Below are 21,803 nucleotides of genomic sequence, written 5' to 3'. Positions count from 1 at the left end.
GCCACCGCCGGACCGGCCGGACGGCCGCTGGTCAATCCCGGGTACGAGCTTCGTTCGAGCCCGCCCGGCGGAGGCGCACGTGCCACCGGCCGTCGCCGTCCGCTGTCACGTCGGCCGCGACCTCGAAGACCTGCTCGATGCGGGCCGGCGTCAGGACCTCCGGCGGCGGGCCGGCCGCGACGACCCGCCCGCCGTGCAGCAGGACGATCTGGTCGCAGTATCGCGCGGCCAGGCCGAGGTCGTGCAGCGCGATGACCACGGTGGCCGGCGCGCTGCTCAGGTCGTCCAGCAGGTCGAGTTGGTGGCGGATGTCGAGGTGGTTGGTCGGTTCGTCGAGCAGCAGGACGTCGGGTTCCTGCAGCAGCGCGCGGGCGATGTCCGCCCGTTGCCGTTCCCCGCCGGACAACGTCGACCAGCGGCGGGCGCCGAAGCCGGCCAGTCCGGCACCGGCGAGGGCCCGGCCGGCCCGCTCCAGGTCGTCGGCGCTGACCGCGGCGAGCAGCGGCCGGTGCGGGATGCGCCCGAGCAGGAGGACGTCCAGCACGGTCATGTCGACGTCGGACGGCGCGTGCTGGGTCACCATGGCCACCCGCCGGGCCAGCAGCCGCCGGGGTATCCGGCTGCGGTCGGTGCCGTCGAGGGTCACCTGACCGCGGTCGGGCTGCTGCAGCCCGCCGAGGACCCGCAGCAGGCTGGACTTGCCGGATCCGTTCGGGCCGAGCAGCCCGACCGTGCTGCCCGGCGCGGCGTCGAGGGTGACGTCGGACAACAGCGTCTTCCCGCGGGGCGCCCAGTCGAGGTGGCGGGCGTCGATCCTCATGGCGCGCTCCTGCGGCGCATGAGTACGGCGAAGGCCGGCACACCGATCAGCGCGGTGACCACGCCGACCGGGATCTCCTGCGGCGCGAAGACCGTGCGGGCCGCCGTGTCCGCCCAGATCAGGAACGTCGCGCCGGTGACCGCGCAGGCGGGCAGGAGCAGCCGGTGCCGGGCGCCGACCAGCATCCGGGTGGCGTGCGGAATGGTCAGGCCGACGAAGCCGATGGCGCCGCTCGCCGCGACCAGGACCGCGGCCATCATCGCGGTGGTCACGAACAGCAGCGCCCGCACCTTGGCCGGCGAGAAGCCGAGCGACTGGGCGACGTCGGCGCCGAAGGCGAACGCGTCCAGTGCCGGCGCGGCCGCCCAGCAGACGAGCAGTCCGGCCGCGGCGACGGCGGCGGACAGCCCCACCGTCGGCCACGATGCCCCGGTCAGCGAGCCGAGCAGCCAGAACGTGATGCTGCGGGTGGTCTGGGCGCTGGCGTCGGCGACCACGATCAGGCTCGTCACGGCGGAGAACAGCTGACCGACCGCGACGCCGGCGAGCAGGATCCGGGCCGGCTCCGTCCAGCGCCGCCCGGCGAGCAGGAGCGCGACACCGAATGCCGCGACGCTGCCGAGAAACGCGCCGGCCGACAGCGCCGCCGCGCCGGCGCCGAGACCGAAGACCAGTACGGACACCGCGCCGGTCGACGCGCCCGCGGAGATGCCCAACAGGTACGGGTCGGCGAGCGGGTTGCGGGTCAGGGCCTGCAGCACGGCACCGCAGACCGCCAGTCCCCCGCCGACCAGGCCGGCCAGGGCCACCCGCGGCAGGCGCAGGTCCCAGACGATGCTGTCGGCCAGCGCCGGCAGCGGGGTGACCGGCAGCCCGGCGTGCCCGGCCAGGGCCCGGACCACCTGGCCCACCGACAGGTCGGCGACGCCGATGGTGACCGCGGCGGCCACGCTGATGCCCAGCGCCAGCGTGGCCGTCAGCAGAACCGGCGAACGGGCGGCGAGTCTCACCGGCGGGCGAAGACGACGTAGTCGTCGAGGTACTGCCAGACGGTGCCGACCTCGGAGAAGCCCGCGGCCCGCAGCGCGGCGAGGTGGAAGTCGAGCGGTGCCGGCGGCTGGGGCGGCCGGTCGGCGAAGCGCCGTTCCCGCTCCGGCGCGAGCGCCGCCAGGTCCGGCACGAGCAGGGCCTCGTCGTACCAGGCGTCGTAGCGCAGGGCGCCGGCGGCGAGCCCGGCCTGCTGGGTGCGTGCGTCGTGGCGTGCGGAGACGTCGCGCAGCGTCGGCGAGCGGTCGTCGAAGCGCAGATGGTCGGCGTTGAGCAGGATCCCGCCGGGCGGAAGCAGCCGGCCGGCGGCGGTGTAGACGTCGAGCAGCTGGGCGGGTGACAACCAGTGCAGGGCGGTGGAGCTGAGGACGGCGTCGACCCGGTCGGTGCCGAGGCGGCGTTCCCAGCCGGCGGCCACGAGATCGAGGTCGTGGACCTCGGCACGGTCGGCGAGGGCGCCGCGGGCGATGGCCAGCAGGATGGGGTCGTAGTCGACGGCGATCGCGGTCGCCTTCGGCAGGGCGGCGAGGACGCGGTCGGCGATGGCTCCGGGCCCGCAAGCCAGGTCCAGGACGGTCGGCGCGTCGCCGGCGTGCAGTTCCAGGACCGCCAGCATCGCCTCGAAGCGGGCCTCGCGGTGCGCGACGTAGGCGGCTTGCTGCCGATCCCACAGGCGCAGCAGCCGCCGCGCGTCGTCGGCGTTCATCGGTCGAGCTCCTGGAGGCCGGAGCTGACCTGCTCGACGGCGGTCACGCTGCGCACGGACGGGTCCATCGACGATCCGGCGACGGTGATGAACCGGCCGTTGCGGACGGCGTCCAGCTTCGAGGTCACCGGGTTCGCGCGCAGGAAGTCGATCTTCGACTGGGCGCTGTCGCCGTCGCCGCCGCGGGTCAGGTCGGCCAGCACGATGACGTCGGGGTCGCGGGCGGCGATCTCCTCCCAGTTGCCGGCGGGCCAGGTCTGCTTCGCGTCGCCGTAGGCGTTGCGGACGCCGAGTTGTGTGCTGATCGCGGCGGGCAGGCCACCGGCGCCGGCGACGTACGGGGTCTTGGTGCCCGAGTAGTACCACAACAGCGACGTGTCGGCGCCGGGCGCCGCCTGCCTGGCGGCGTCGAGGCGCGCCCGCTGCGCGGCGACGACCGCCGCGCCCCGGTCGGCGACGCCGAACACGGTGGCGATCTCGGTGATCTCGGCGAAGATGCCGTCGAACGTCACCGCCCGCTCGCCGGTGCCGGGATCCTCGCAGGCGAAGCGGGACAGATAGGCCGGCACGCCGAGCCCGGCGAGGTCCTTGCGGGCCCCGGCGGCGTCGGAGGCGTACGCGGAGGTGAAGGTCGAGTACACGAAGTCCGGCCGGGCGTTGAGGACGGCCTCGCGGGCGGGGTAGAGCTTCGCGAGCACCGGCACCTTCCCGTACGCGGCGGCGAGTTCGGGCAGCACCGGGTCGGTCTGGTAGCTGGTGCCGATCATCCGGTCGGCCAGGCCCAGCGTCAGCATGATCTCGGTGGCGTTCTGTTCCATGGCCAACGCTCGCCGCGGCGGCGCCGGGACCGTCACCGGAAGGCCACAGTTGGTGATCGCCACCGGGGCCGGCGAGGCGCCGGAGGCCGGGCCTGCCGCCTCACCGGTCGAGCCGCAACCGGCAGTGACCGCCAGGACGGCCACCAGCGCGCCGTTAACGAAAATGGTTTTCATGAGCGGAAAGCTAGCCGACGGCTGCGGCGGCGCACAACCCGGGGGGCCCGACGAAGAAACCCGGGACCTGCCGTGACGGCAGACCCCGGGCTCCCCCGCATCGGTAGGAAACGCGTCGTTCAGCAGCCCTGCCGACCGCTGTTGATCCAGTAGGTCGTGCCACCCCACTCGATCTCGCCGTAAGCCCAGACGCAGTTGTTCGCCGTGCCGGTCACCCCGCGCGGCCCCGCGTAGTACGCGTAGCTGCCGTTGTCCACCGTGGACGAGGCGGTCACCGTACACGGCAGCGTGTTCTCCCCGGAGGTCTCCGCGCAGCGGGAGATCTTCACGGACGTGCGGGCGGAAACCCCGTACGAGGAACCCCGGTGGTACATGCACGCGGAGTTCGTGCCGCCGTTGGCGCTGTTGTAGTAGATCGTCAGCTCGGCCACCGGGTTGGTCACCGGATACTCATAGCTGAAGGTGACCGTGCCCGAGCAAGCGACGGCGGCCTGTGCGGGCGATCCACTGACGACCAGGAACGCGCCAACGGTCAACAGGCCCAGCAGGGCCGCGAAAGCTCGGCGGACAGGGTGCATGGTCTCTCCTCTGATGGGGCGAATGCCGGCCGCCCCGCGTCCCTCCCCCGTTCTGCGACGCGCGGCATCACCAAGAAACCAGCCTCTCCAGCGCATCGACAGGTGACGAAGTGGCCACCGTTTCCTCCCACACCCCCTGCCGACCGGGCTGACCTGGGCCCGGGTCAGCCGGTCATCGCCTCGCGGACTTTGGCGGTGTCGACGAATTGTTCGAAGCGGACGATGTGCCCGGCGCGGACGATGAAGTGGTGGGCGACGCGGACGTCGATGTCCTTGCCGGTCGCCTTGTTGGTGGCGGTGTAGCGGGCCAGGACCACGACGTTGTCGCCGTCGACGACGTAGGTGTCGTCGTGGGCGATCCAGGTGTCCCAGGACTTGCCGAGTTGCTCCATGACCGCGGAGGTGACCCCGGTCGGGGTGCGGTAGGTGCCGGCCAGGGGGAAGCCGGCCATCTCGGTCCACTCCACGTCGTCGGCCAGGGTCGCGCGCAGCGCCTCCAGGTCGCCGCGAGCCGAGGCGAGATACTGCCGGCGTACCACGTCGGCGGGGGCGGTCGAGGTGTCGAAATCTGTCGTCGAGCTCATGGCGGGTCACCTTTCGGTATGACAGGACGGGCGGTCCGGCGCCGGGGCGCGTGCGGCCGGCCGGCACCGGACCGGGTACGGGGTCGGGGTGCGGTCAGCCCCAGGTCATCTCGCCCTTGGCGACCTTGGCGCCGAGCTGGGCGGCGATGAGCATCCCGGCCTGCGGATAGCGGGCGATCAGCGCCTCGGTCAGCGCCGCTCCGGTGTCGGCCTTGTCGAGCTCCGCTTCGAACGCGGTCAGGTAGTCACGGGTGTAGGCGATCGGGCTCGCGTCGAGGGTGGTGACCGGCCGGCGGTGGCCGGGGACCGCGAAGGCCGGGTCGAGGGCGGTCATCTCGTCGAGCACCTCGATCCAGACGGCGCGGTCCGCGGGGGTGGCGGTGTCGGCGACCCAGACGTGCTCGTCCTGGAACAGCAGGACCCCACCGACGATCGCCCGCTGCTCGGCCTGCCACAGGTAGTGCCGGTCGGCCAGGCCGGGGTGCCCGCCCTTGAGCTCGAACACGTGGCCCTCGACGGTGATGTCGCCGGTCAGCGCGGTCAGCTCGACCAGCCGGGTGGGACGGTTGACCCCGATCGATTCCCAGGCCTTGAGCTTGCCCTCGTACGCGGCGCCGATGTGCTCGATCACCAGCGGCGTCGCGACGAGCGCGGCGTCCGGGAAGGCGTCGGCGATCACTTCGGCACCCCAGTAGAAGTCGGGGTCGGCGTGGCTGATGAAGACCGTGGTCAGCGTCTTGCCCGAGTCGAGGATCTCGGCGACCAGGCGGTGGCCGTCGGCGCGGGTGAACCCGGCGTCGATCAGCAACGCCTGCTGTTCGCCGGTGATCAGGGTGGCGGTCTTGTTCTTCGAGCCGACCGGGAAGTCCAGGTCGATGACCTTGAAATCGAGCACACTCATGATGATTCCTTTCGTGAGGGGTTCGCCGCCGGGAAAGCGGTCAGGAAGCGGTGGTCAGCGCGTCCAGGCGCCACTCGATCTGGTCGGCGGTGGCGTGACCGACCGCCAGGGTCGACGGGCGGTCGCCGTCGACGGCCAGCAGGGTGGGGAAGCTGTGGACCCCCAGCCTGGCCGCCCGGGCGAAGTCGTCCTGCGCGCCGACGGCAGCGGCCGGGGTGGTGAACGCGGCGACGGCGATGTCCGGGTCCAGGCCGGTCGCGGCGGCGACCGTGCGGTAGGTCGCCGGGTCGGACAGGCTCAGGCCGTCGACGTAGAACGCGTGCTGCAGCGCGGCGGCCAGCTCGACGATCCGGGCCGGCGCGACCTGCCGCAACGCGGCCACGCCCCGCGCGGCGGCCGCGGAGTCCATCACGAACGAGCCGTCCGCGATCAGCCGCGCGTAGCCGGGCCCGAACGTGACCCCGGTCAGCTCACTGATCTTGGCGTTGGCGCCCTCGACGTATCCGAAGTCCCGGATCGGCACCCGGCGCGAGCCGGTGAACAGACCGCCGGAAACCACTTCCACCTCGATGCCGGGGCGGCGGCGCACCAGCTCGGCCAGGGTCGGTACGAAACCGTACGACCAGCCGCAGTAGGCGTCGAAGACGTAGACGAGCTTCATGAGGGAGGTGCCTCTCCGCTGCGGAGCCCGCCTTCCGCGGGCCGTTCACCTGACACAACAGTATCTGACGCGTCAGGCATTCCCGCGAACCGGGGCGGATCACCGCTGGGTGCCGGTGGTGATCGAGCCGAGGCCGTCGGCGCCGACCCGGACCTCTGATTGGCCGACCATGTCCGTCAACGGTTGCTCGCGGGCGTCGAGGTCCAGGACGTTGGTGGCTTCGGCGTACCAGGAGGGGATCACCGCGTTGCCCCAGTAGTCGCGCCGGCGCTCGTCGTGCACGCTCCATCGGTAGGTCTCGTGGTCGGGGTCACCGGTGAAGTAGTCGCTGGTGTAGACCTCGATCCGGTGTCCGTCGGGGTCACGGAGATAGACGTAGAAGGCGTTCGACACCCCGTGCCGGCCGGGCCCGCGTTCGATGTGCTGCTGCTGTTCGGTCGCGCCGAAGATGTCGCAGGTCGTCAGCACGTGGTGGCTCTCGTGGGTGGCGAAGCCGAGGTGGTGCAGGCGCGGCCCGACGCCCGAGGTGAAGGCGACGTCGTGGACCGTCTGCTTGCGGAACATCCAGGCGGCGAACATCTGGTGTTCGTCCTCGATCGTCTCCGAGCAGCCGAAGCCCAGGGACTCGTAGTGGGCGTAGGCGGCGGGGATGTCCGGGACCACGATGTTGAAGTGGTCCAGCCGGGCGATGTGTGCGCCCCGATGCAGGTCATACCGCTGGATCAGGCGTTCGGCCCGGTCGATGGCGTAGAAGAACTCGACGGTGAAGCCGAGCGGGTCCACGACCCGCACCGCCTCGCCGACGCCGGTGGTGGCGCCGGCCGGCTGCCGCCGCACGGCACACCCCCGCTCGCCGAAGAACCGCTCGGCCCGGTCGAGATCGGCCGCCGAGCGGACCCGGTACGCGATGGCGGCCGCTGCGGGGCGGGCGCCGGCGCGGAGTACCAGGCTGTGGTGGGTCAGTTCGTCGTGGCCGCGCAGGTACAGGGCGTCGTCCTGCTCGACGGTGACGACGAAGCCCAGCATGTCGACCCAGAACCAGCGGCTGGCGGCGAGGTCGGTGACCACCAGTTCGGCGTAGGCGGCGCGGACGATGTCGGGCGCCTGGATCTCGGACATGAAACCTCCTTCAGCTAGCGGTGGACACACCGAACCGGGGCGTCCCGGGGTCGCCGACGGCGACGTGGATCACGCGCTGGTCGGTGTAGAAGTCGATGCTGTGGTGCCCGCCCTCGTGGCCCAGGCCGCTGGCCTTGATGCCGCCGAACGGTGTGCGCAGGTCCCGCACGTTGTGGCTGTTGAGCCAGGCCATCCCGGACTGGATGGCGCGCGCGACCCGGTGGCCGCGCTTGAGGTCGCCGGTCCAGACGTACGCGGCGAGGCCGTACTTGGTGTCGTTGGCCAGCGCGACGGCCTCGGCCTCGTCGGTGAACGGCGTCACGCACACCACCGGGCCGAAGATCTCCTCCTGGAAGATCCGCATCTCGGGCTCGACGTCGGCGAAGACCGTCGCGCCGAGGAAGTTCCCCTCGGTGAGGTGCTGGGGCCGGCGGCCCCCGGCCACGAGCCGGGCGCCCTCGGCCTGCCCGATGGCGACGTAGGCCAGCACCCGTTCGTAGTGCTCGCGGTGCACCAGGGCGCCGATCTGGGTCGCCGGGTCGCTCGGCGGCCCGACCGTGACGCGCTGCGCGCGCTCGGCGAGCCGGGCCACGAACTCGTCGTAGATGGACCGCTCGACGAGGATCCGGGAGCCCGCGGTACAGCGCTCGCCGTTGAGCGAGAAGACCCCGAAGACGGCGCCGTCCAGGGCCCGTTCCAGGTCGGCGTCGGCGAACACCACGCAGGGCGACTTGCCGCCGAGCTCCATCGACAGCGACTTGAGGTGGTCGGCGGCACTGCGCATGATGATCCGGCCGGTGGTGGTCTCCCCGGTGAACGAGATCAGGGGGACGTCGGGGTGCGCCACGAGTGCCGCTCCCGCATCCTCGCCGATGCCCTGGACGATGTTGAAGACGCCGTCGGGCACCCCCGCCTCCGCCATGATCTCGGGCAACAGGCTCGCGGACAGTGGCGTCCACTCGGCCGGCTTGAGCACCACGGTGCACCCGGAGGCGAGGCTGGGTGCGAGTTTCCAGGTCTCCAACATGAACGGGGTGTTCCACGGCGTGATCAGGCCGGCGACGCCCTTCGGCTGCCGTACCACGTAGTTGAGCTGACTGTCGCCCACCCGGAAGGCGTCCTCGTGCAGGCCGACGACGAGGTCGGCGAAGAAGCGGAAGTTCTCCGCGGCCCGGCGGGCCTGGCCCCGGGCCTGGGTGATCGGCAGGCCGGTGTCCCAGGCCTCCAGCTGGGCGATGTGTTCGTCGCGGGACTCGATGGCGTCCGCGATCGCGTGCAGGATCCTGGCCCGCGCGCGCGGCAGCAGGCCGGCCCACGGGCCGTCGGCGAACGCGCTCCGCGCGGCTGCCACCGCCGCCGACACGTCGGCGGCCTCGCCCGCGGCAACCGTGCAGTACGCCTGGTTGGTCAGGGGATCGAGGTTGTCGAACGTGGCCCCGGAGATGCTGGGCACCTGCTTGCCGCCGATGAAGTGCGGGATCTGCCCGGGCAGGCCGTCGGGACGCGTCACGCGCGTTCTCCTCTCGGGAGGGGGACTCCGGTCCCCGGATCGATGAGCCCGGCCGCGTCGGCGAGCAGGGAACGGATCCGTCGCACGCCGGCCTCGCTCACCGGCGCCAGCGGCTCCCGGACGTGGGCGGACGCGATGCGCTCCCACTGCCGCAGCACGTACTTGGCCGGCGCCGGATTGGTCTCGACGAACAGCAGCGACACCAGGGGGTGCAGCGCGTAGTGCAGGTCGCGGGCGCCCTCGTGGTCGCCGCCGGCCCACCGGTCGTACATCCGCGCGGTGGCGGCGGGGGCGATGTTGCTGAGCGCGCTGATGAAGCCGCTGCCGCCCAGCGCCAGCAGCGGCAGGCACAGCAGCTCGATGCCCGACCAGACGAGGAAGTCGCGGCCACACTGGTGGAGCACGTGCGAGAAGTGCTCGAAGTCCTTGGTCGTCTCCTTGACCCCGACGAAGTTGTCGTGGTCGCGCCGCAGCCGCGCGAGGGTCTGCGGATCGATCTCCACCGCCGTCCGGACCGGGACGTTGTAGGCGACGATCGGCAGGTCGGGGAACTCCGCACAGATCGTGGAGTACCAGCGATACAGACCCTCCTGGGTGGGGCGCGCGTAGTACGGCGTGATGACCAGGCAGAGATCGGCGCCGAGGTCGCGGGCGGCCGCGGTGAGTTCGAGGGTCTCGTCCAGCTTGGCGGTGCCGGTGCCCGGCAGGAACGGCGCCCGGTCGTCGACGGCCCGCGCCGTCGTGCGCATGGCGGCGATCCGCTCGGCCACCGACTGGGCGCTGGGCTCGCCGGTGGAGCCGCCGATCGAGACGCCGTGGCTGCCGGATTCCAGCTGCCAGCGCGTCAGGGCGGTGAGGCTGTCGTGGTCGACCTCGCCGGTGGGGGTGAACGGGGTGACGAGGGCGCTGAACGCGCCCCGCACCGACGACGGGTCCGAGCGGAACTTCACGGCGATTCCTCCTTCAGGGCCGCGCTCCAGGCCTGGTACTCCGCCTTGCGGGCGGGTCCCAGCGGGTACAGGCCCTCGATCGGCGCTCCGGCCGCGACCTGGGCGTAGATGAACCGTTCCTGGCGCTCCTGTTCCGCCGCCTCGACCGCGACATCCGCGGCGATGCCGGGAGGGATGACGATGACGCCCTCGCCGTCGCCGACCAGGACGTCGCCCGGCTCCACCAGGACGCCGCCGCAGGCGACCGCCACCCCGACGGCCCACGGCACGTGCCGCCGGCCGAGCACCGCGGCATGGGCGGGGCCGTGATAGGTGGGCAGGTCCAACGCGGCGAAGGACGGGCTGTCGCGGAGGCCGCCGTCGGTGACGATGCCGGTCGCGCCGCGGCGCAGCGCCCGCAGCGCGAGAATGTCGCCGATCGTCCCCGAGCCCGCCTCGCCGCGGGCCCCGATCACGAGCACCTGGCCGGGCCCGATCTCCTCGACGGCGCGCTTCTGCGCGTTCATCCCACCGCCCCGGGCGGCGAAGAGGTCCTCGCGCAGCGGCAGGTATTCCAGCGTGTGCGCGGTGCCGAGCAGGCGCAGGCCGGGACGCGCAGGCCGGACGCCCTCGATGAACATGTGCTCCAGGCCGCGCTTGCGCAGCACCGACGACAGTGTGGCGGTGGAGACGCCGTTCAGCAGCGCCGCGGTCCGCGCGTCCAGGTGCCGCGGGCGTGCCTCGTCGGACACGCCGCCGTAGGCGTCGGCCCGGTCCGCCTCGGTGAACCGGGGCATGGCGCCGTACGGGGCCAGCGGAGCCGGGGCGTCGACGATCGGGTTGGCCAGCCGGCCGGTCGTACCGAGCTCGACCTCGACGACGTCGCCCGGCTCCACCACCGAGGCGCCCGCGGGCGTCCCGGTCAGGATGATGTCGCCCGCCTCGAGCGTCATCAGCCGGGAGAGGTCGGCGATGAGCTGGTCGAACGGGAAGATCAGCTCGGCCGTGCTGGCGTCCTGGACCGGGGTGCCGTTGACCCAGGTGCGCAGCCGCAGGTTCGACAGATCGACGGACGCCGGATCCAGCAGCACCGGTCCGACCGGGGTGAAGCCGTCCGCCCCCTTGGAGCGGAGATTGGACCCGCGGTCCGCGTAGCGCAGGTCGTACACGCCGGCGTCGTTGGCGGCCGTGATCCACCGTACGTGCGCCATCGCCTGCTCGGGCCGGACGCCGCGCGCGGCCCGGCCGATGACCAGCGCGATCTCGCCCTCGAACGCCATCAGGCGGCAGCCGGCGGGCCGCTCGATCACGGCGTCGTGGCAGGAGAGCGACGAGGGCGGCTTGAGGAAATAGGACGGCGCCGACGGGGTTCTGCCGCGCTCGGCCGCCCTGCTCCGGTAGTTCAGGTGGACCGCGATGATCTTCGACGGCGCCAGGCCCAGCGGGTGCCGGGCGTTCACGACGCCGCGCCGGTGAGCAGCAGGTCGGCGGCGCGCTCGGCGATCATCACGACCGGCGCGTTCGTGTTGCCCGTGGTGACCGTCGGCATCACCGAGGCGTCGGCCACCCACAGGCCGTCCACGCCGTGCACCCGCAGCCGCTGGTCGACCACGGAGTCCTCGTTCGCTCCCATCGCGCACGTGCCCGCCGGATGGTGGTAGGTCACGACGGTCTCGCGGATGTAGTCGCGCAGCAGATCCGTCGTGGTGGCCAGCGACGCCGGGTATACCTCGCGAGCCCCCCACCCCGCCCGCAGCGCCGGCTGCGCGGCGATCTCGCGGCACAGCCGCACGGCCGCGGCCATCGCGTCGACATCGGCATCGGCGCTGAGCACCCGGGGGTCGATGTCGGCCGCGGCGACCGGATCCGCCGACGGATCCGCGGACGTCAACCGCACGGTGCCCCGGCTGGCCGGGCGCACGATGCCGGCCATCAAGGTGATGCCGTGCTCGGGCGGCTGCATCCAGCCCGTCACCAGCGGGGCGCCGAACATCAAGGGCTGCAGATCGGGTACGGGGAGGCCGGCGCGGCTGCGCCAGAACAGCTGGCTCTGGCACGCCGGGAGGCCGGCCACCGGCGTGACCGGCCGGTCGACTTCCAGCACGATCGGGACGAGCCAGTGGTCCTGCAGGTTCCGGCCCACGCCACGCAGCGGCGCCACGACGGGCAGGCCCAGCGCCCGCAGGTGGTCGGCGTCGCCGATGCCCGAGCGCTGGAGCAGGACCGGCGAGCCGAACGCCCCGGCGCACAGCACCGTCCGGTCGGCGGTGACGGTGCGAACCTGACCGTCCTTTTCGTACTCGGCACCGGTGCACCGGGTCCCGTCGAACAGCAGGCGGCGCACCCTCGCCGACGGCACCAGCGACAACAGCGGGTCCCGCAGCACCGGGCCCAGGTACGCGTCGGCGGTCATCAGCCGCCGCCCGTCCCGGACGGTGAGCTGCACGTAGGAGACACCGTCCTGCGTCTCACCGTTGTAGTCGGCGTTGTAGGGCAGCCCGTACTCCACGGCGGCCTCGACGATGGATCGGTGCACCGGGTGTGGCTGGTAGGAGGTCACGACGTCCTGCGTCTTCTCGACGCGCTCGAAGACGGGCTGGACCCGGGCCCACGACCAGTCGGTGTTGCCCAGGTAGGCCCAGGTGTCGTAGTCGACCGGATTGCCGCGGACCCAGATCATGGCGTTCAGGGCGTGCGACCCGCCGACCACCTTTCCCCGGGGAAGGTGCAGGCGACGGTCGTGCGCGAATCTCTGCGGCACGGTGCGGAAACCCCAGTCCGCCGGGCTGTCCCACAGCTCATGCATGCGAACCGGGTCGGTGACCGCCTCGGGGACGGTCCCGTCCCCCGCTTCCAGCAGGACGACGGAACGGCCGGCGTCGACCAGCCGGCGGGCGAGCGTGCAGCCGGCGGTGCCCGCGCCCACGACCAGCACAGCGGTCATATCGGCTGCTCGTCGGGGTAGCTCACGCGGCCCAGTTCGGTGATGATGGCGCCCCCGGGTGCGCACTGCGCCGCCCCTTGGGCGCCCAGTCCGAAGAAGACACCGGTCGTGCGCATCGCGTGCAGGTCGTAGAGCCAGGTCGCGGCCACCGGGATGAGGAACTCGCGGAACGTGAACACGTAGAGGCCGTCGCCGAGCGCCCAGGTGCTGGCGAGGTCGACGTCGCCGTGCCCGCGCTGCTCACCGACCAGGCACTGCCACGCATACCGCTCGCTGCTCAGATAGATGTGCTCGTACAGGTGGTTCGGGCTGTAGCGGTAGAGGGCCCGCCAGCCGATCAGGTCCCGGGTCGGCGCGGCGGGACTCCCCAGCGCCGGTGTCCCCGCGACGGTGCCGGGCAGGAAGTTCTGGCTGACCCGGGGCCGGCCGGGCGTGGGTCGCGGGGCGATGTGCGACTCGATCGTCAGCGCCCGGCCCTGGCCGACGTCGACCACGAGCACCGACGCCCGCAGCGGTTCCGCGGCGAAGGTCAGGGTCACGAAGAAGACCCCGGGCCGCACCTCGACCGCCTCGTACCAGTCCCCGTCCGACCGCCCCGCCACCGCCCTTGAGTGGACTGAAGACTGCCCTTCGCAGCCGCCTTCCTCGGCCCAGCGGACCCGGTCGGCCGAGACGAAGGCGAGCTCGAGCCGGCCACCGCCGTCGGCCTCCACCGAGAGCGTGGTGCCCGCCAGGGCGGCCGTACCGGGAGCGCGGTTGCCGTCGATGCCGCGGGCGAAGTCGTCCATGCCCTTCCAGTCGTCCGGCTTGGCCTCGCCGGACCAGGGCGCGGCGCTGATCGTCTCGTTCATGTGTCGTCCCTCAGTCGGCGGATGCGAGGTCGGAGAAGGCGAGAGTGGGCAGGTCGACCGAGCCGGCCCCGCAGTCGGCGACCACGACCGAGCCCGTCATCGCCGACGCCTCGGGCGAGGCGAGGAACGCGATGACGGCGGCGATCTCGGCGGGCTCGGCGACCCTGGCCAACGGGGTGTCCTTGGCGACCAGGGCGTAGGCCTCGTCGCGGCCGAGGCCCAGCTTGCGGCCGAGGTCGTCCATCTGCTCGTCCGCCATCGCGGTGCGCACCCACCCCGGGCACACGGCGTTCGCCCGGACGCCGAAGCGCCCGTAGTCGCGGGCCAGCGAGCGGGTCAACCCGATCAGGGCGTGCTTGGTGGTCACGTAGCCGGCGACTCCGGGGCCGGCGAACAGCCCCGCGATCGACGAGACCACGACGATGGTTCCCCCGGGAGCGCATGAGGTGTGGCAGCGCCGCCCGGGCGGTGACGAAGGCGCTGTCGAGGTTGGCGTGGATGCTGTAGCGCCAGGAGTCATCGTCGACGTCCGCGGCTGCGCCGGGCACGTGACCGCCGGCGTTCGCGATCAGCACGTCCAGCGAGCCGAAGGCTTCGACGGCGGCGGAGAGCACGCCGTCGACCTGCTCGGCCACCGCCGCGTCGGCCGGGACCACGATCGCCGGGGCGGCCAGTGTGGCAGCGACCTCCTTCAGCGGTCCTTCCCGGCGGCCGGTGAGCACGATGTTGCCGCCCTCGTCGGCGATGCGCCGGCAGACGGCCGCGCCGATGCCGGTACCGGCCCCTGTCACCAGGGCGGTCCGCCCCGCGAAGCGTCCGGAGCGTGGGTTCTGTCCCATGTCCACCATCCCTTTCACCGAGGCCGAGACTAGGAAGTCCGCCCCGCGCCGGGCGATGCCCGGACGGCAGCCGGGCACTGGCCGACAAGCCCTGGGTAGGCACAGTCAAGCGCCGGGACCGGCTCATCGCAGACGCTGACGGCGATCCGCTTCATACCCTCAGACGGCGAGGTCGGCGTGAGCACAGACAGCACCTCGACGGCGGCTCCGACCGCCGGGGCACCGACACAGCAGTCGCCGGCCGGCGGCGACCGGCCCGGCCGGCGCGCCGGGGTCCTGCGGCGTGCCCTGCAGGCGCCGGCGGCGAGCGTGGTGCTCGCCACCGTGTTGCTCGTGGGCATCGTGGGCGCCGCGCACCCCACCTTCCTCAAGCCCAACCAGCTGCTCGACATCCTGCAGGCGTCGACCTACGTCGGCCTCCTCGCGGTCGGCATGTCGTACCTGGTCGCGATGCGCGAGATCGACCTGTCGGTGGGCTCGCAGTTCGGTCTCTGCCTCATCGCCACCGGCCTGCTCATCTCCCACGGTGTGAACACCTGGCTCGCCGCCGGGATCGGGGTCGCGGCGGGTGCGGTGCTGGGCCTGGTGAACGCGGCCGTGGTGACCTACATCCGGATACCGACCATCGTCGCGACCTTGGCGACCCTCTCGGTGTTCCGGGGGTTGGCCATCGCCCTGACCGGCGGCCAGCAGGTCGTCGGCCTGACCGTGGAGAACTCGTTCTTCACGGTCCTGGGCGGGGAGGTCGGCGGCCTGCCGGTCAGCGTCATCGTGCTGGTCGTGGTCGCGCTCGTGCTGTGGGTGGTGCTGCACCACACCCCGTTCGGCTATCGCGTGCTCGCCATCGGTTCCAACCCCGAGGCGGCCGCGTTCGCGGGCATCTCGGTGGCCCGCGTCCGCATGCAGGTCCTGGTGCTGGTCGGCGCGCTGGCCGGGGTCGGCGGGTGTCTGGGCCTGGCCTACTTCACCTCCGGCGACCCCACCATCGGCACGGGTTTCGAGCTGCAGGCGATCGCCGCCGCCGTCATCGGGGGAACCCCGCTGCGCGGCGGGACGGCGACGGTCATCGGCGCGGTCTGCGGCGCGATCCTGCTCAACGTCGTCGCCTCCGGCCTGACCTACTTCAGCATTCCCGCCAACTGGAGCGCCTTCGCGACCGGCCTGGTGATTCTCGTGGCTGTCGGCGTCGACAGCCTGGTGCGGCGCCGCAGGGAAGCCGCCATCCGGCACTGATCAACCTAAGGGGATTCTCGATGAAGACAGACAACGCGACGCGCCTGGGTGCCTTCCTGACAGCTGGGCTGCTCGCGCTGACCTCCTGCAGCTCGGGCGACTCGACGACGGCCGGGAGCGGGGGTTGCGAGACCGCGACGAGCAAGCTGAACCTGGCGTTCGTCTACGCCGCGACGGATCAGAACCCGTTCCAGGAGATGGCGCTGGGCGCCAAGGCCGCCGCGGACGCCGACGGCAACGTCAAACTGAACGAGGTCGCCCCGACCAGCGTCGACGGGCCCAAGGCGGTGGCGCTGTTCCAGGCGGCGTCGAAGACGGCCACCGACGGCATCGCATACCAGACCGTCACCCCGGACCTGTTCGTCCGGCCCCTCAACGAGGCGACGTCCGACAAGACGCCCGTGATCGCGGTGGACGCGGCGCCGCCCGCCGGCACCTCGGTCAAGACGTACATCGGTAACAGCAACACGGCGCTCGGCGTGCTGCTCGGCGAGGCGTTCGTCAAGCAGAATCCCCCGGCGAGCGGGGAGGTCGTGCTCGGCAACGACATCCCGTCGCTGCCGCTGCTGGTGCAACGCCTCGACGGGGTGCAATCGGTGATCAAGAGCAAGCTGCCCGGCATGAAGGTCAGCGGGCCCTTCGACGCCAAGTCGCAGCCCACCGAGAACTACAACGCCTGGAAGAGCCTGTCGCAGGCCCATCCCGAGGCGGCCGCCTTCATCGGGGTCGGCGGGCAGGACGGTGTCTCGCTCCCGCTCATCAAGAAGCAGACCGGCAGGACGTTCCTGGCCGGCTCGGCCGATCTGCCTCCCGAGGCCGTGGCCGCGGTCCAGTCCGGCTCGGTCTTCGCCCTCTCCTCCCCGGAGCACTGGATGAAGGGGTACGTCGCGCTGCACCTGCTGATCCAGTCCAAGCGCACCTGTACGCCGGTACCGGAGGGCTGGTGGAACTCGGGCAACCTGCTCGTGGACAAGTCCAACGTGGAAAGCATCGCGAAGCGCCAGGCGAGCCCGGAGAGCCGGACCGCGTACTTCCAGGCGGAGATCGCCAAGCAGCTGGCGAACCCGCCGATCAAGCCGCTGTCCGAGGCGAACTAGCCGTGCACGTCATCGAGGCCGCCGGGATCAGCAAGTCCTACGGCGGCGTCACCGCGCTGCGGGGGTGCGACCTGCGGGTCGCCCCCGGCACGGTGCACGCCCTGCTCGGGGAGAACGGCGCCGGCAAATCGACGCTGGTCAAGATCCTCACCGGCGCCGTCCGGCAGGACGCGGGCCGGATCCTGCTCCACGGCACCCCCGCCCAGTTCCGGGACACCGCGGACGCGGCCCGCCACGGCGTGGCGGTGGTCTCCCAGGAGCTCAACCTCTTCCCCGACCTCGACGTGCTCGCCAACCTCTTCACCAAGCGGGAGATCCTGCGGCGGGGCCTGCTCGACCGTGCGGCCATGACCGCGCAGGCCGAACCGGTGCTCGCCGAGCTGGGCCTGCACGTCTCGCCGCGCGCACCCGTCGGCGCCCTGACGCTGGCGCAGCGCCAGCTCGTGGAGATCGCCAAGGCGCTGCTCACCAACCCGCGGGTGCTGGTCCTGGACGAGCCCACGTCGGCGCTCGACGACGCCGGTTCGGCCCGGCTGCTGCGGGTGCTCCGGGTGCTGCGGGACCGCCGGGTCGGCGTGGTGTTCGTCAGCCACATCCTCGAGGAGGTGATGGCCGTCAGCGACGAGGTGACCGTGCTCCGCGACGGCGCCGTCGTCGTGTCCGCCGCCCGCCGCGACGACATGAGCGTCAACCGGATCGTCGCCGCGATGCTCGGTGACCGCACGCCGGCGACGGCGCACGCCGCCGGGCGGACAGTGCGGGACGGCGCCGGGCCGGCCCCGCAGGACGGGTTGCTGGCCGAGGACATCGCCGTACCCGGCGTCCTGCACGGCGTCACCGTCCGCGCCCGGCGGGGCGAGATCGTCGGCCTCGCCGGTGTCGTCGGCGCGGGGCACCGCGAGCTGTTGCGGGTCCTCTCCGGCGGGCATCCCGCCGCCGGCGGCGAGCTGCGCCTTCCCACGGGCTCCGGTGATCCGGGGCCGGTACGCCGTCCCCCGAAGAGCCTGCGCGCCGCCGTCCGCAGCGGGATCGCGCTCGTCTCCGGCGACCGGCAGTTCGGGCTCATGCCCGACAAGCCCATCTGGACGAACATCTCCCAGGTGCGCTCGGTCGCGCTCGCCCGGGACGGCGCCGTGATCCGCAGGCCGTTGCTGCGCGAGCGGGCCCGGCGGCAGACCGAGGAGCTCGGGATCAGGACCTCGGGGGTGGAGCAGCAGGCCGGCATGCTCTCCGGTGGAAACCAGCAGAAGGTGGTGCTCGCCAAGTGGCTGGAGGCGGCGCCGTTCGTCCTGCTCCTCGACGATCCCACCCGGGGTGTCGACGTCGGTTCCAAGGCCGAGATGCACGGCCTCATCCGCTCGGCCGGCACCCGGCGCGTGACGGTGATCTGCTCGACCGATCTCGACGAACTGGTGTCGCTGTGCGACCGGGTCGTGGTCTTCCGGCGTGGCCAGGTCGTCGCCGAACTCGCCGGTGGCGACCTCAACCGCCATACGTTGCTGGAGGAGATGAACGCCGCGGCGTGAGGACCGGGCCGTCCCCGGCCGGTCAGCGACCGGGGGCGGCCCGGTCCGCGGTCGCTGCCATCTCGACGTGCCCGAAGGAGTCGCGGCTCAGCCGATACTCGCGCGGCGAGACGCCGTACGTCGCCTTGAACGTGCGGCTGAAGTGCGCCGCGTCGAGGAAGCCCCAGTGCGCCCCGATGGCGCTGACGGCCGTGCCGCCCTGGCCCGGGTCGAGCAGATCCCGGCGGCACTGTTCGAGACGACGGTCCCGGATGAAGCGGCCCACCGACGTGCCGGACGCCCGGAAGAGCTTGTGCAGGTAGCCGGTCGAGACGTGGCAGGCCGAGGCGATCACGTCGGGCGTGAGGTCCGCGTCGTCCAGGTGCGCCCCGATGAAGGACTTGATCTTCTGGAGCAGGACCTGCATCGCGTCGGTCGGCCGGGCGGCCTCGCCGAGCTGCTCCGCGTACAGGGTGGTGAGCAGGTCGACGAGATTGTCGGCCAGCCTGGGCACCGTGAAGGCACCCAGCTCCTCGATCTGGGAGACCAGGTTGACCAGCAGCGGAGCGATGAGACCGCCGATGCCCTGGCGTCCCGACACCCGCCGCGCGGTGAGGTCTCCCATCGCCCGCTGCGACAACCGCAGGTCGCGATGCGGAAACATCAGGACCAGCATCCGGCAGGTGTCGTCGAAGGACACGTGGTACGGGCGGCTCGTGTCATAGATCGCCAGGTCGCCGGGGAGCAGCGGCGCCTCGCGCCCGTCCTGGCTGATCAGGACATATCCCCGCACAGGCATGCTGAGCTTGTAGTAGCCGTCATCGTGCGCGCGGGCGATGTGGCGCTCGGTGCGCTCGGCCGTGTGGGCTCCGGCCGTCACCCGGCTGACCGTCACATCCCCGATGCACTCAGTGATGATCTCGCCACAGAACTTGACGGGCTCGGGGACGCTGAAACTCAGGTCGACGAACGACTTCGATGCCGCCGCACGCCAGTAGTCGGCTCGGTCGGCCGGGCTCACCTCGGTGGTGCGTAACAGAGTTGACACGAGACTCCCATGGTCGTGTCGACGGGCTGTCGGGAACGTAACCTACAATGCCGCCCCGCACCAGAGCTGTCGCCGTCACGCGGTCGATGCCCCACAGACAAGCTCAGTCCCCCCAGGGACAAGCGTGACCCGCACACCGGGCCGCAGACTCCAAAGGCGGCGCCACCACCGCGCGCCTGGCGAAGAGCGGAAGGTCCACGCGATGTCCACGACGGTGCGGCACCGATCCGGCGGATTCCCATCCGGGCCAGTGACCGGCGAGGCCCCCCACGGGGATGCCCCGGCCCCGGGCACGGCACTTCTCATCGGGCGCGACTGGCGACCCGGTTCCGGCGCCGCGACCTTCGAGACCCGCGACCCCGCGAACGGCCGGATCCTGGCCGACGTCGCGACCGCCTCCGACAGCGACGTGGACGAGGCGGTGCGGGCGGCCGGCGCCGCGATGGCGGACCCGGCCTGGGCGAACCTGCCGAAGCCGGAACTGGCCAAGCTGCTCTGGCGGGTCGCCGACCTGGTCGAGGCCAACGCCGACGAACTGGCGCGCCTGGAGACCCTGGACAACGGCCAGCCGCTCGGCGTCGCACGCGAGGTCACCGTCGCGGCCACCGCGGAGCACTTCCGGTACTTCGCCGGGTGGGCCACGAAGATCCAGGGCAGCGCCGGCCCGGTCGCCAACCCCGACGTCTTCCACTACACGCGACGCGAACCCGTCGGCGTGTGCGCCCTCATCCTGCCCTGGAACTTCCCGATGATGATCGCCGCCTGGAAGCTGGCACCCGCGCTGGCCTGCGGCAACTCGGTCGTCGTCAAGCCGGCCGAGCAGACGCCGCTGACCACGATCCGCCTCGTGGAGCTGTGCCTGGAGGCCGGCTTCCCGCCCGGCGTGATCAACCTCGTCACCGGGGGCCCGGAGGTCGGCCGCGCGCTGGCCCGCCACCGCGGCGTACACAAGGTGTCGTTCACCGGATCGACCACCGTGGGCCGGGAGATCCTGCGCGTGAGTGCCGACGACCTCAAGCGCACGACGCTGGAGCTGGGCGGCAAGGCCCCGATGATCGTCGCCCGGGACGCCGACATCGATGCCGCCGTGCGCGGCGCCGTCCACGGTGCCCTGTTCAACAGCGGACAGGTCTGCGCGGCCTACTCACGCTTCTACGTCGACGAGGCACGCGCCGACGAGTTCGTCGCGAAGACCGCCGCCCTGGCCGCCGGCCTCCGGCTCGGGCCGGGCCTGTCCCCCGGCACCGATCTCGGGCCGCTGGTCACCCAGGAGCACCTGAACCGCGTCGACCGCAGCGTGCGCCGCGGCATCGCCGAGGGCGCCCGGCTCGTGACCGGCGGACGGCGCGGCGGGGGCGACCTCAGCGACGGCTTCTTCTACGAGCCGACCGTCTTCACCGACGTCCGTGACGACATGGCCCTGGCCCGCGAGGAGATCTTCGGTCCGGTCATTCCCGTCCTCACCTACTCCGACGCCGACGAGCTCGTGGCCCGCGCCAACGACACCGACTACGGCCTCGCCGCGTCGGTCTGGACCCGGGATCTGAGCACGGCACACCGGCTCGCCGCGGCCGTCCGCGCCGGTGCCGTCTTCGTCAACATGTTGCACGTGCCCGACGCCTCGGGCCCCTGGGGCGGCTTCAAGTCCAGCGGCATCGGACGCGAGATGGGCCCCGCGGCCATCGATGCCTACACCGAGCTCAAAGGTGTCTTCATGAACCTGGACACCTGAGTGGGCCATAAGTGCGCTTGAGCGGGCTCCGCGCCGAGAACGGCGGGCCGCTATCGTTGGTGCGTGTCCAGTCCTGTCGACCCCGACGGTCTGCGCATCAGCGCAGCGGAACGAGATGCCGCGGTTGCCGCAATCGGCGAGCATCTCGCGGCAGGGCGCCTGGAGCTCGACGAATACGAGCGACGGGTCAACGCGGCGACGCAGGCCCGGACCTATGCGGACCTCCGCCCGTTGTTCATCGACCTGCCGCTGCCGCACCCCCCGCCACCGGCCACAGCCCGCACGGGACCCGGGCACCTGCCGGCCGAGGTGAGGGACCAGCTCACCGCCGAGGGGCTCCGCGTCCTCACCGAGGACCTGGTCGGCTCGATGATCTACCGTCGCTACCGGGCGCCAGGACAACGAATCTACCGCCGCACGATCGGCATCAGAGGCGCAGTCGCGGTCTCCCAACGCCGGCTCCTGGTGTGGGCGGCCGGAGCCAAACGCGTCGACATGCCATTCGTTCACCCGCTGTGGCACGCCGTCGAGGTGTCGGTCGATCACAGAGACCGGCTACGCATCACCACTGACGTCGGCGCGTTCGACCATGACCGGTCCGGGCGGATCGTGTGGCGGCTACAAACCCGCGAAGCCGCGACCATCGCCGGGATGCTGACCACCACCCGATGAACCCGTTGGGCAGCGCACCGCGATCATTCTTTCCA

21 protein-coding genes and 1 pseudogene are annotated in these 21,803 nt (G+C 72.1%); 5 read left to right on the top strand and 17 right to left on the bottom strand.

All coding sequences use genetic code 11. The annotated features are described in order from the left end of the window. Window positions 1–31 precede the first annotated feature (31 nt). From DMB66_RS20495 to DMB66_RS65950, 16 genes and pseudogenes are all read right to left on the bottom strand, one after another. A complete protein-coding gene (locus DMB66_RS20495) occupies window positions 32–820 on the bottom strand; it encodes an ABC transporter ATP-binding protein (RefSeq protein WP_125805710.1) in 789 nt (262 codons plus the stop codon). Beyond that, window positions 817–1,830, bottom strand: coding sequence for an iron ABC transporter permease (locus DMB66_RS20490; RefSeq protein WP_199752520.1), 1,014 nt, complete (start codon window positions 1,828–1,830; stop codon window positions 817–819). The genes DMB66_RS20495 and DMB66_RS20490 overlap by 4 nt, the downstream gene beginning before the upstream one ends. Beyond that, window positions 1,827–2,573, bottom strand: a complete 747-nt coding sequence (locus DMB66_RS20485; protein WP_125805709.1) for a class I SAM-dependent methyltransferase — start codon at window positions 2,571–2,573, stop codon at window positions 1,827–1,829. The genes DMB66_RS20490 and DMB66_RS20485 overlap by 4 nt, the downstream gene beginning before the upstream one ends. After that, complete coding sequence (locus DMB66_RS20480; RefSeq protein WP_125805708.1) at window positions 2,570–3,565, bottom strand: ABC transporter substrate-binding protein; 996 nt, start codon at window positions 3,563–3,565, stop codon at window positions 2,570–2,572. Before DMB66_RS20480 ends, DMB66_RS20485 begins: the two co-directional genes overlap by 4 nt. 119 nt (window positions 3,566–3,684) lie before the next feature. Then, window positions 3,685–4,143 carry a hypothetical protein gene (locus DMB66_RS20475; protein WP_125805707.1) on the bottom strand — a complete coding sequence of 153 codons (459 nt, stop codon included), beginning with the start codon at window positions 4,141–4,143 and terminating at the stop codon, window positions 3,685–3,687. A 164-nt stretch (window positions 4,144–4,307) separates the two neighbouring features. After that, a complete protein-coding gene (locus DMB66_RS20470) occupies window positions 4,308–4,727 on the bottom strand; it encodes a nuclear transport factor 2 family protein (RefSeq protein ID WP_125805706.1) in 420 nt (139 codons plus the stop codon). A 94-nt stretch (window positions 4,728–4,821) separates the two neighbouring features. After that, window positions 4,822–5,628: an MBL fold metallo-hydrolase gene (locus DMB66_RS20465; RefSeq protein WP_125805705.1), complete on the bottom strand. Its 807-nt coding sequence runs from the start codon at window positions 5,626–5,628 to the stop codon at window positions 4,822–4,824. 40 nt (window positions 5,629–5,668) lie between these two features. Continuing rightward, a complete protein-coding gene (locus DMB66_RS20460; protein WP_125805704.1) occupies window positions 5,669–6,289 on the bottom strand; it encodes a DsbA family protein in 621 nt (206 codons plus the stop codon). Window positions 6,290–6,388: 99 nt separating this feature from the next. Beyond that, entirely contained in the window at window positions 6,389–7,408 is a 1,020-nt protein-coding gene (gene hpaD, locus DMB66_RS20455) for a 3,4-dihydroxyphenylacetate 2,3-dioxygenase (RefSeq protein WP_125805703.1), read from the bottom strand. Window positions 7,409–7,418: 10 nt separating this feature from the next. Further along, complete coding sequence (hpaE, locus tag DMB66_RS20450) at window positions 7,419–8,918, bottom strand: 5-carboxymethyl-2-hydroxymuconate semialdehyde dehydrogenase (RefSeq protein ID WP_125805702.1); 1,500 nt, start codon at window positions 8,916–8,918, stop codon at window positions 7,419–7,421. Then, a complete protein-coding gene (dapA, locus tag DMB66_RS20445) occupies window positions 8,915–9,868 on the bottom strand; it encodes a 4-hydroxy-tetrahydrodipicolinate synthase (protein ID WP_125805701.1) in 954 nt (317 codons plus the stop codon). Before dapA ends, hpaE begins: the two co-directional genes overlap by 4 nt. Next, the gene (locus DMB66_RS20440) at window positions 9,865–11,307 is read right to left on the bottom strand and encodes a fumarylacetoacetate hydrolase family protein (protein WP_125805700.1); all 1,443 of its coding nucleotides are present in this window, start codon (window positions 11,305–11,307) and stop codon (window positions 9,865–9,867) included. The genes dapA and DMB66_RS20440 overlap by 4 nt, the downstream gene beginning before the upstream one ends. After that, window positions 11,304–12,791 (bottom strand): GMC family oxidoreductase, encoded by a 1,488-nt coding sequence (locus DMB66_RS20435; protein WP_125805699.1) that lies wholly within the window; start codon window positions 12,789–12,791, stop codon window positions 11,304–11,306. Before DMB66_RS20435 ends, DMB66_RS20440 begins: the two co-directional genes overlap by 4 nt. Beyond that, entirely contained in the window at window positions 12,788–13,642 is an 855-nt protein-coding gene (locus tag DMB66_RS20430; RefSeq protein ID WP_125805698.1) for a molybdenum cofactor biosynthesis F family protein, read from the bottom strand. The genes DMB66_RS20435 and DMB66_RS20430 overlap by 4 nt, the downstream gene beginning before the upstream one ends. Before the next feature lie 10 nt (window positions 13,643–13,652). Beyond that, entirely contained in the window at window positions 13,653–14,060 is a 408-nt protein-coding gene (locus DMB66_RS65255) for an SDR family NAD(P)-dependent oxidoreductase (RefSeq protein ID WP_305025587.1), read from the bottom strand. A gap of 79 nt (window positions 14,061–14,139) precedes the next feature. Then, window positions 14,140–14,481: pseudogene (locus DMB66_RS65950) on the bottom strand (SDR family oxidoreductase); the annotation flags it as partial. Between the two features lie 177 nt (window positions 14,482–14,658). Here DMB66_RS65950 and DMB66_RS20420 point away from each other — a divergent pair. Genes DMB66_RS20420 through DMB66_RS20410 form a run of 3 tightly spaced genes read left to right on the top strand, consistent with a single transcriptional unit; the run spans window position 14,659 to window position 18,337 of the window. Further along, window positions 14,659–15,714 carry an ABC transporter permease gene (locus DMB66_RS20420; RefSeq protein WP_125805697.1) on the top strand — a complete coding sequence of 352 codons (1,056 nt, stop codon included), beginning with the start codon at window positions 14,659–14,661 and terminating at the stop codon, window positions 15,712–15,714. Window positions 15,715–15,734: 20 nt separating this feature from the next. After that, on the top strand, window positions 15,735–16,811 hold the full coding sequence (locus DMB66_RS20415) for a sugar ABC transporter substrate-binding protein (RefSeq protein ID WP_125805696.1): 1,077 nt from the start codon (window positions 15,735–15,737) through the stop codon (window positions 16,809–16,811). 2 nt (window positions 16,812–16,813) lie between these two features. Beyond that, the gene (locus tag DMB66_RS20410; RefSeq protein ID WP_125805695.1) at window positions 16,814–18,337 is read left to right on the top strand and encodes a sugar ABC transporter ATP-binding protein; all 1,524 of its coding nucleotides are present in this window, start codon (window positions 16,814–16,816) and stop codon (window positions 18,335–18,337) included. 22 nt (window positions 18,338–18,359) lie between these two features. Here DMB66_RS20410 and DMB66_RS20405 read toward each other — a convergent pair whose 3' ends face one another. Further along, complete coding sequence (locus DMB66_RS20405; RefSeq protein WP_125805694.1) at window positions 18,360–19,364, bottom strand: helix-turn-helix domain-containing protein; 1,005 nt, start codon at window positions 19,362–19,364, stop codon at window positions 18,360–18,362. A gap of 250 nt (window positions 19,365–19,614) precedes the next feature. On the opposite strand from DMB66_RS20405, the gene DMB66_RS20400 reads away from it, so the two are divergent. After that, window positions 19,615–21,096 (top strand): aldehyde dehydrogenase, encoded by a 1,482-nt coding sequence (locus tag DMB66_RS20400; RefSeq protein ID WP_233624725.1) that lies wholly within the window; start codon window positions 19,615–19,617, stop codon window positions 21,094–21,096. A 63-nt stretch (window positions 21,097–21,159) separates the two neighbouring features. Next, window positions 21,160–21,768 carry a DUF1707 domain-containing protein gene (locus tag DMB66_RS20395; RefSeq protein ID WP_125805692.1) on the top strand — a complete coding sequence of 203 codons (609 nt, stop codon included), beginning with the start codon at window positions 21,160–21,162 and terminating at the stop codon, window positions 21,766–21,768. The last annotated feature ends 35 nt before the right edge of the window (window positions 21,769–21,803 follow it).

The organism is Actinoplanes sp. ATCC 53533, assembly GCF_003947245.1.
This window is presented reverse-complemented; position numbering and strand designations above follow the sequence as displayed.

Coding starts and splice junctions, on each gene's coding strand:
- DMB66_RS20495 (WP_125805710.1), bottom strand. CDS start 820: ATGAGGATCGACGCCCGCCACCTCGACTGGGCGCCCCGCGGGAAGACG.
- DMB66_RS20485 (WP_125805709.1), bottom strand. CDS start 2,573: ATGAACGCCGACGACGCGCGGCGGCTGCTGCGCCTGTGGGATCGGCAG.
- DMB66_RS20480 (WP_125805708.1), bottom strand. CDS start 3,565: ATGAAAACCATTTTCGTTAACGGCGCGCTGGTGGCCGTCCTGGCGGTC.
- DMB66_RS20475 (WP_125805707.1), bottom strand. CDS start 4,143: ATGCACCCTGTCCGCCGAGCTTTCGCGGCCCTGCTGGGCCTGTTGACC.
- DMB66_RS20470 (WP_125805706.1), bottom strand. CDS start 4,727: ATGAGCTCGACGACAGATTTCGACACCTCGACCGCCCCCGCCGACGTG.
- DMB66_RS20465 (WP_125805705.1), bottom strand. CDS start 5,628: ATGAGTGTGCTCGATTTCAAGGTCATCGACCTGGACTTCCCGGTCGGC.
- DMB66_RS20460 (WP_125805704.1), bottom strand. CDS start 6,289: ATGAAGCTCGTCTACGTCTTCGACGCCTACTGCGGCTGGTCGTACGGT.
- hpaD (WP_125805703.1), bottom strand. CDS start 7,408: ATGTCCGAGATCCAGGCGCCCGACATCGTCCGCGCCGCCTACGCCGAA.
- DMB66_RS20435 (WP_125805699.1), bottom strand. CDS start 12,791: ATGACCGCTGTGCTGGTCGTGGGCGCGGGCACCGCCGGCTGCACGCTC.
- DMB66_RS20430 (WP_125805698.1), bottom strand. CDS start 13,642: ATGAACGAGACGATCAGCGCCGCGCCCTGGTCCGGCGAGGCCAAGCCG.
- DMB66_RS20415 (WP_125805696.1), top strand. CDS start 15,735: ATGAAGACAGACAACGCGACGCGCCTGGGTGCCTTCCTGACAGCTGGG.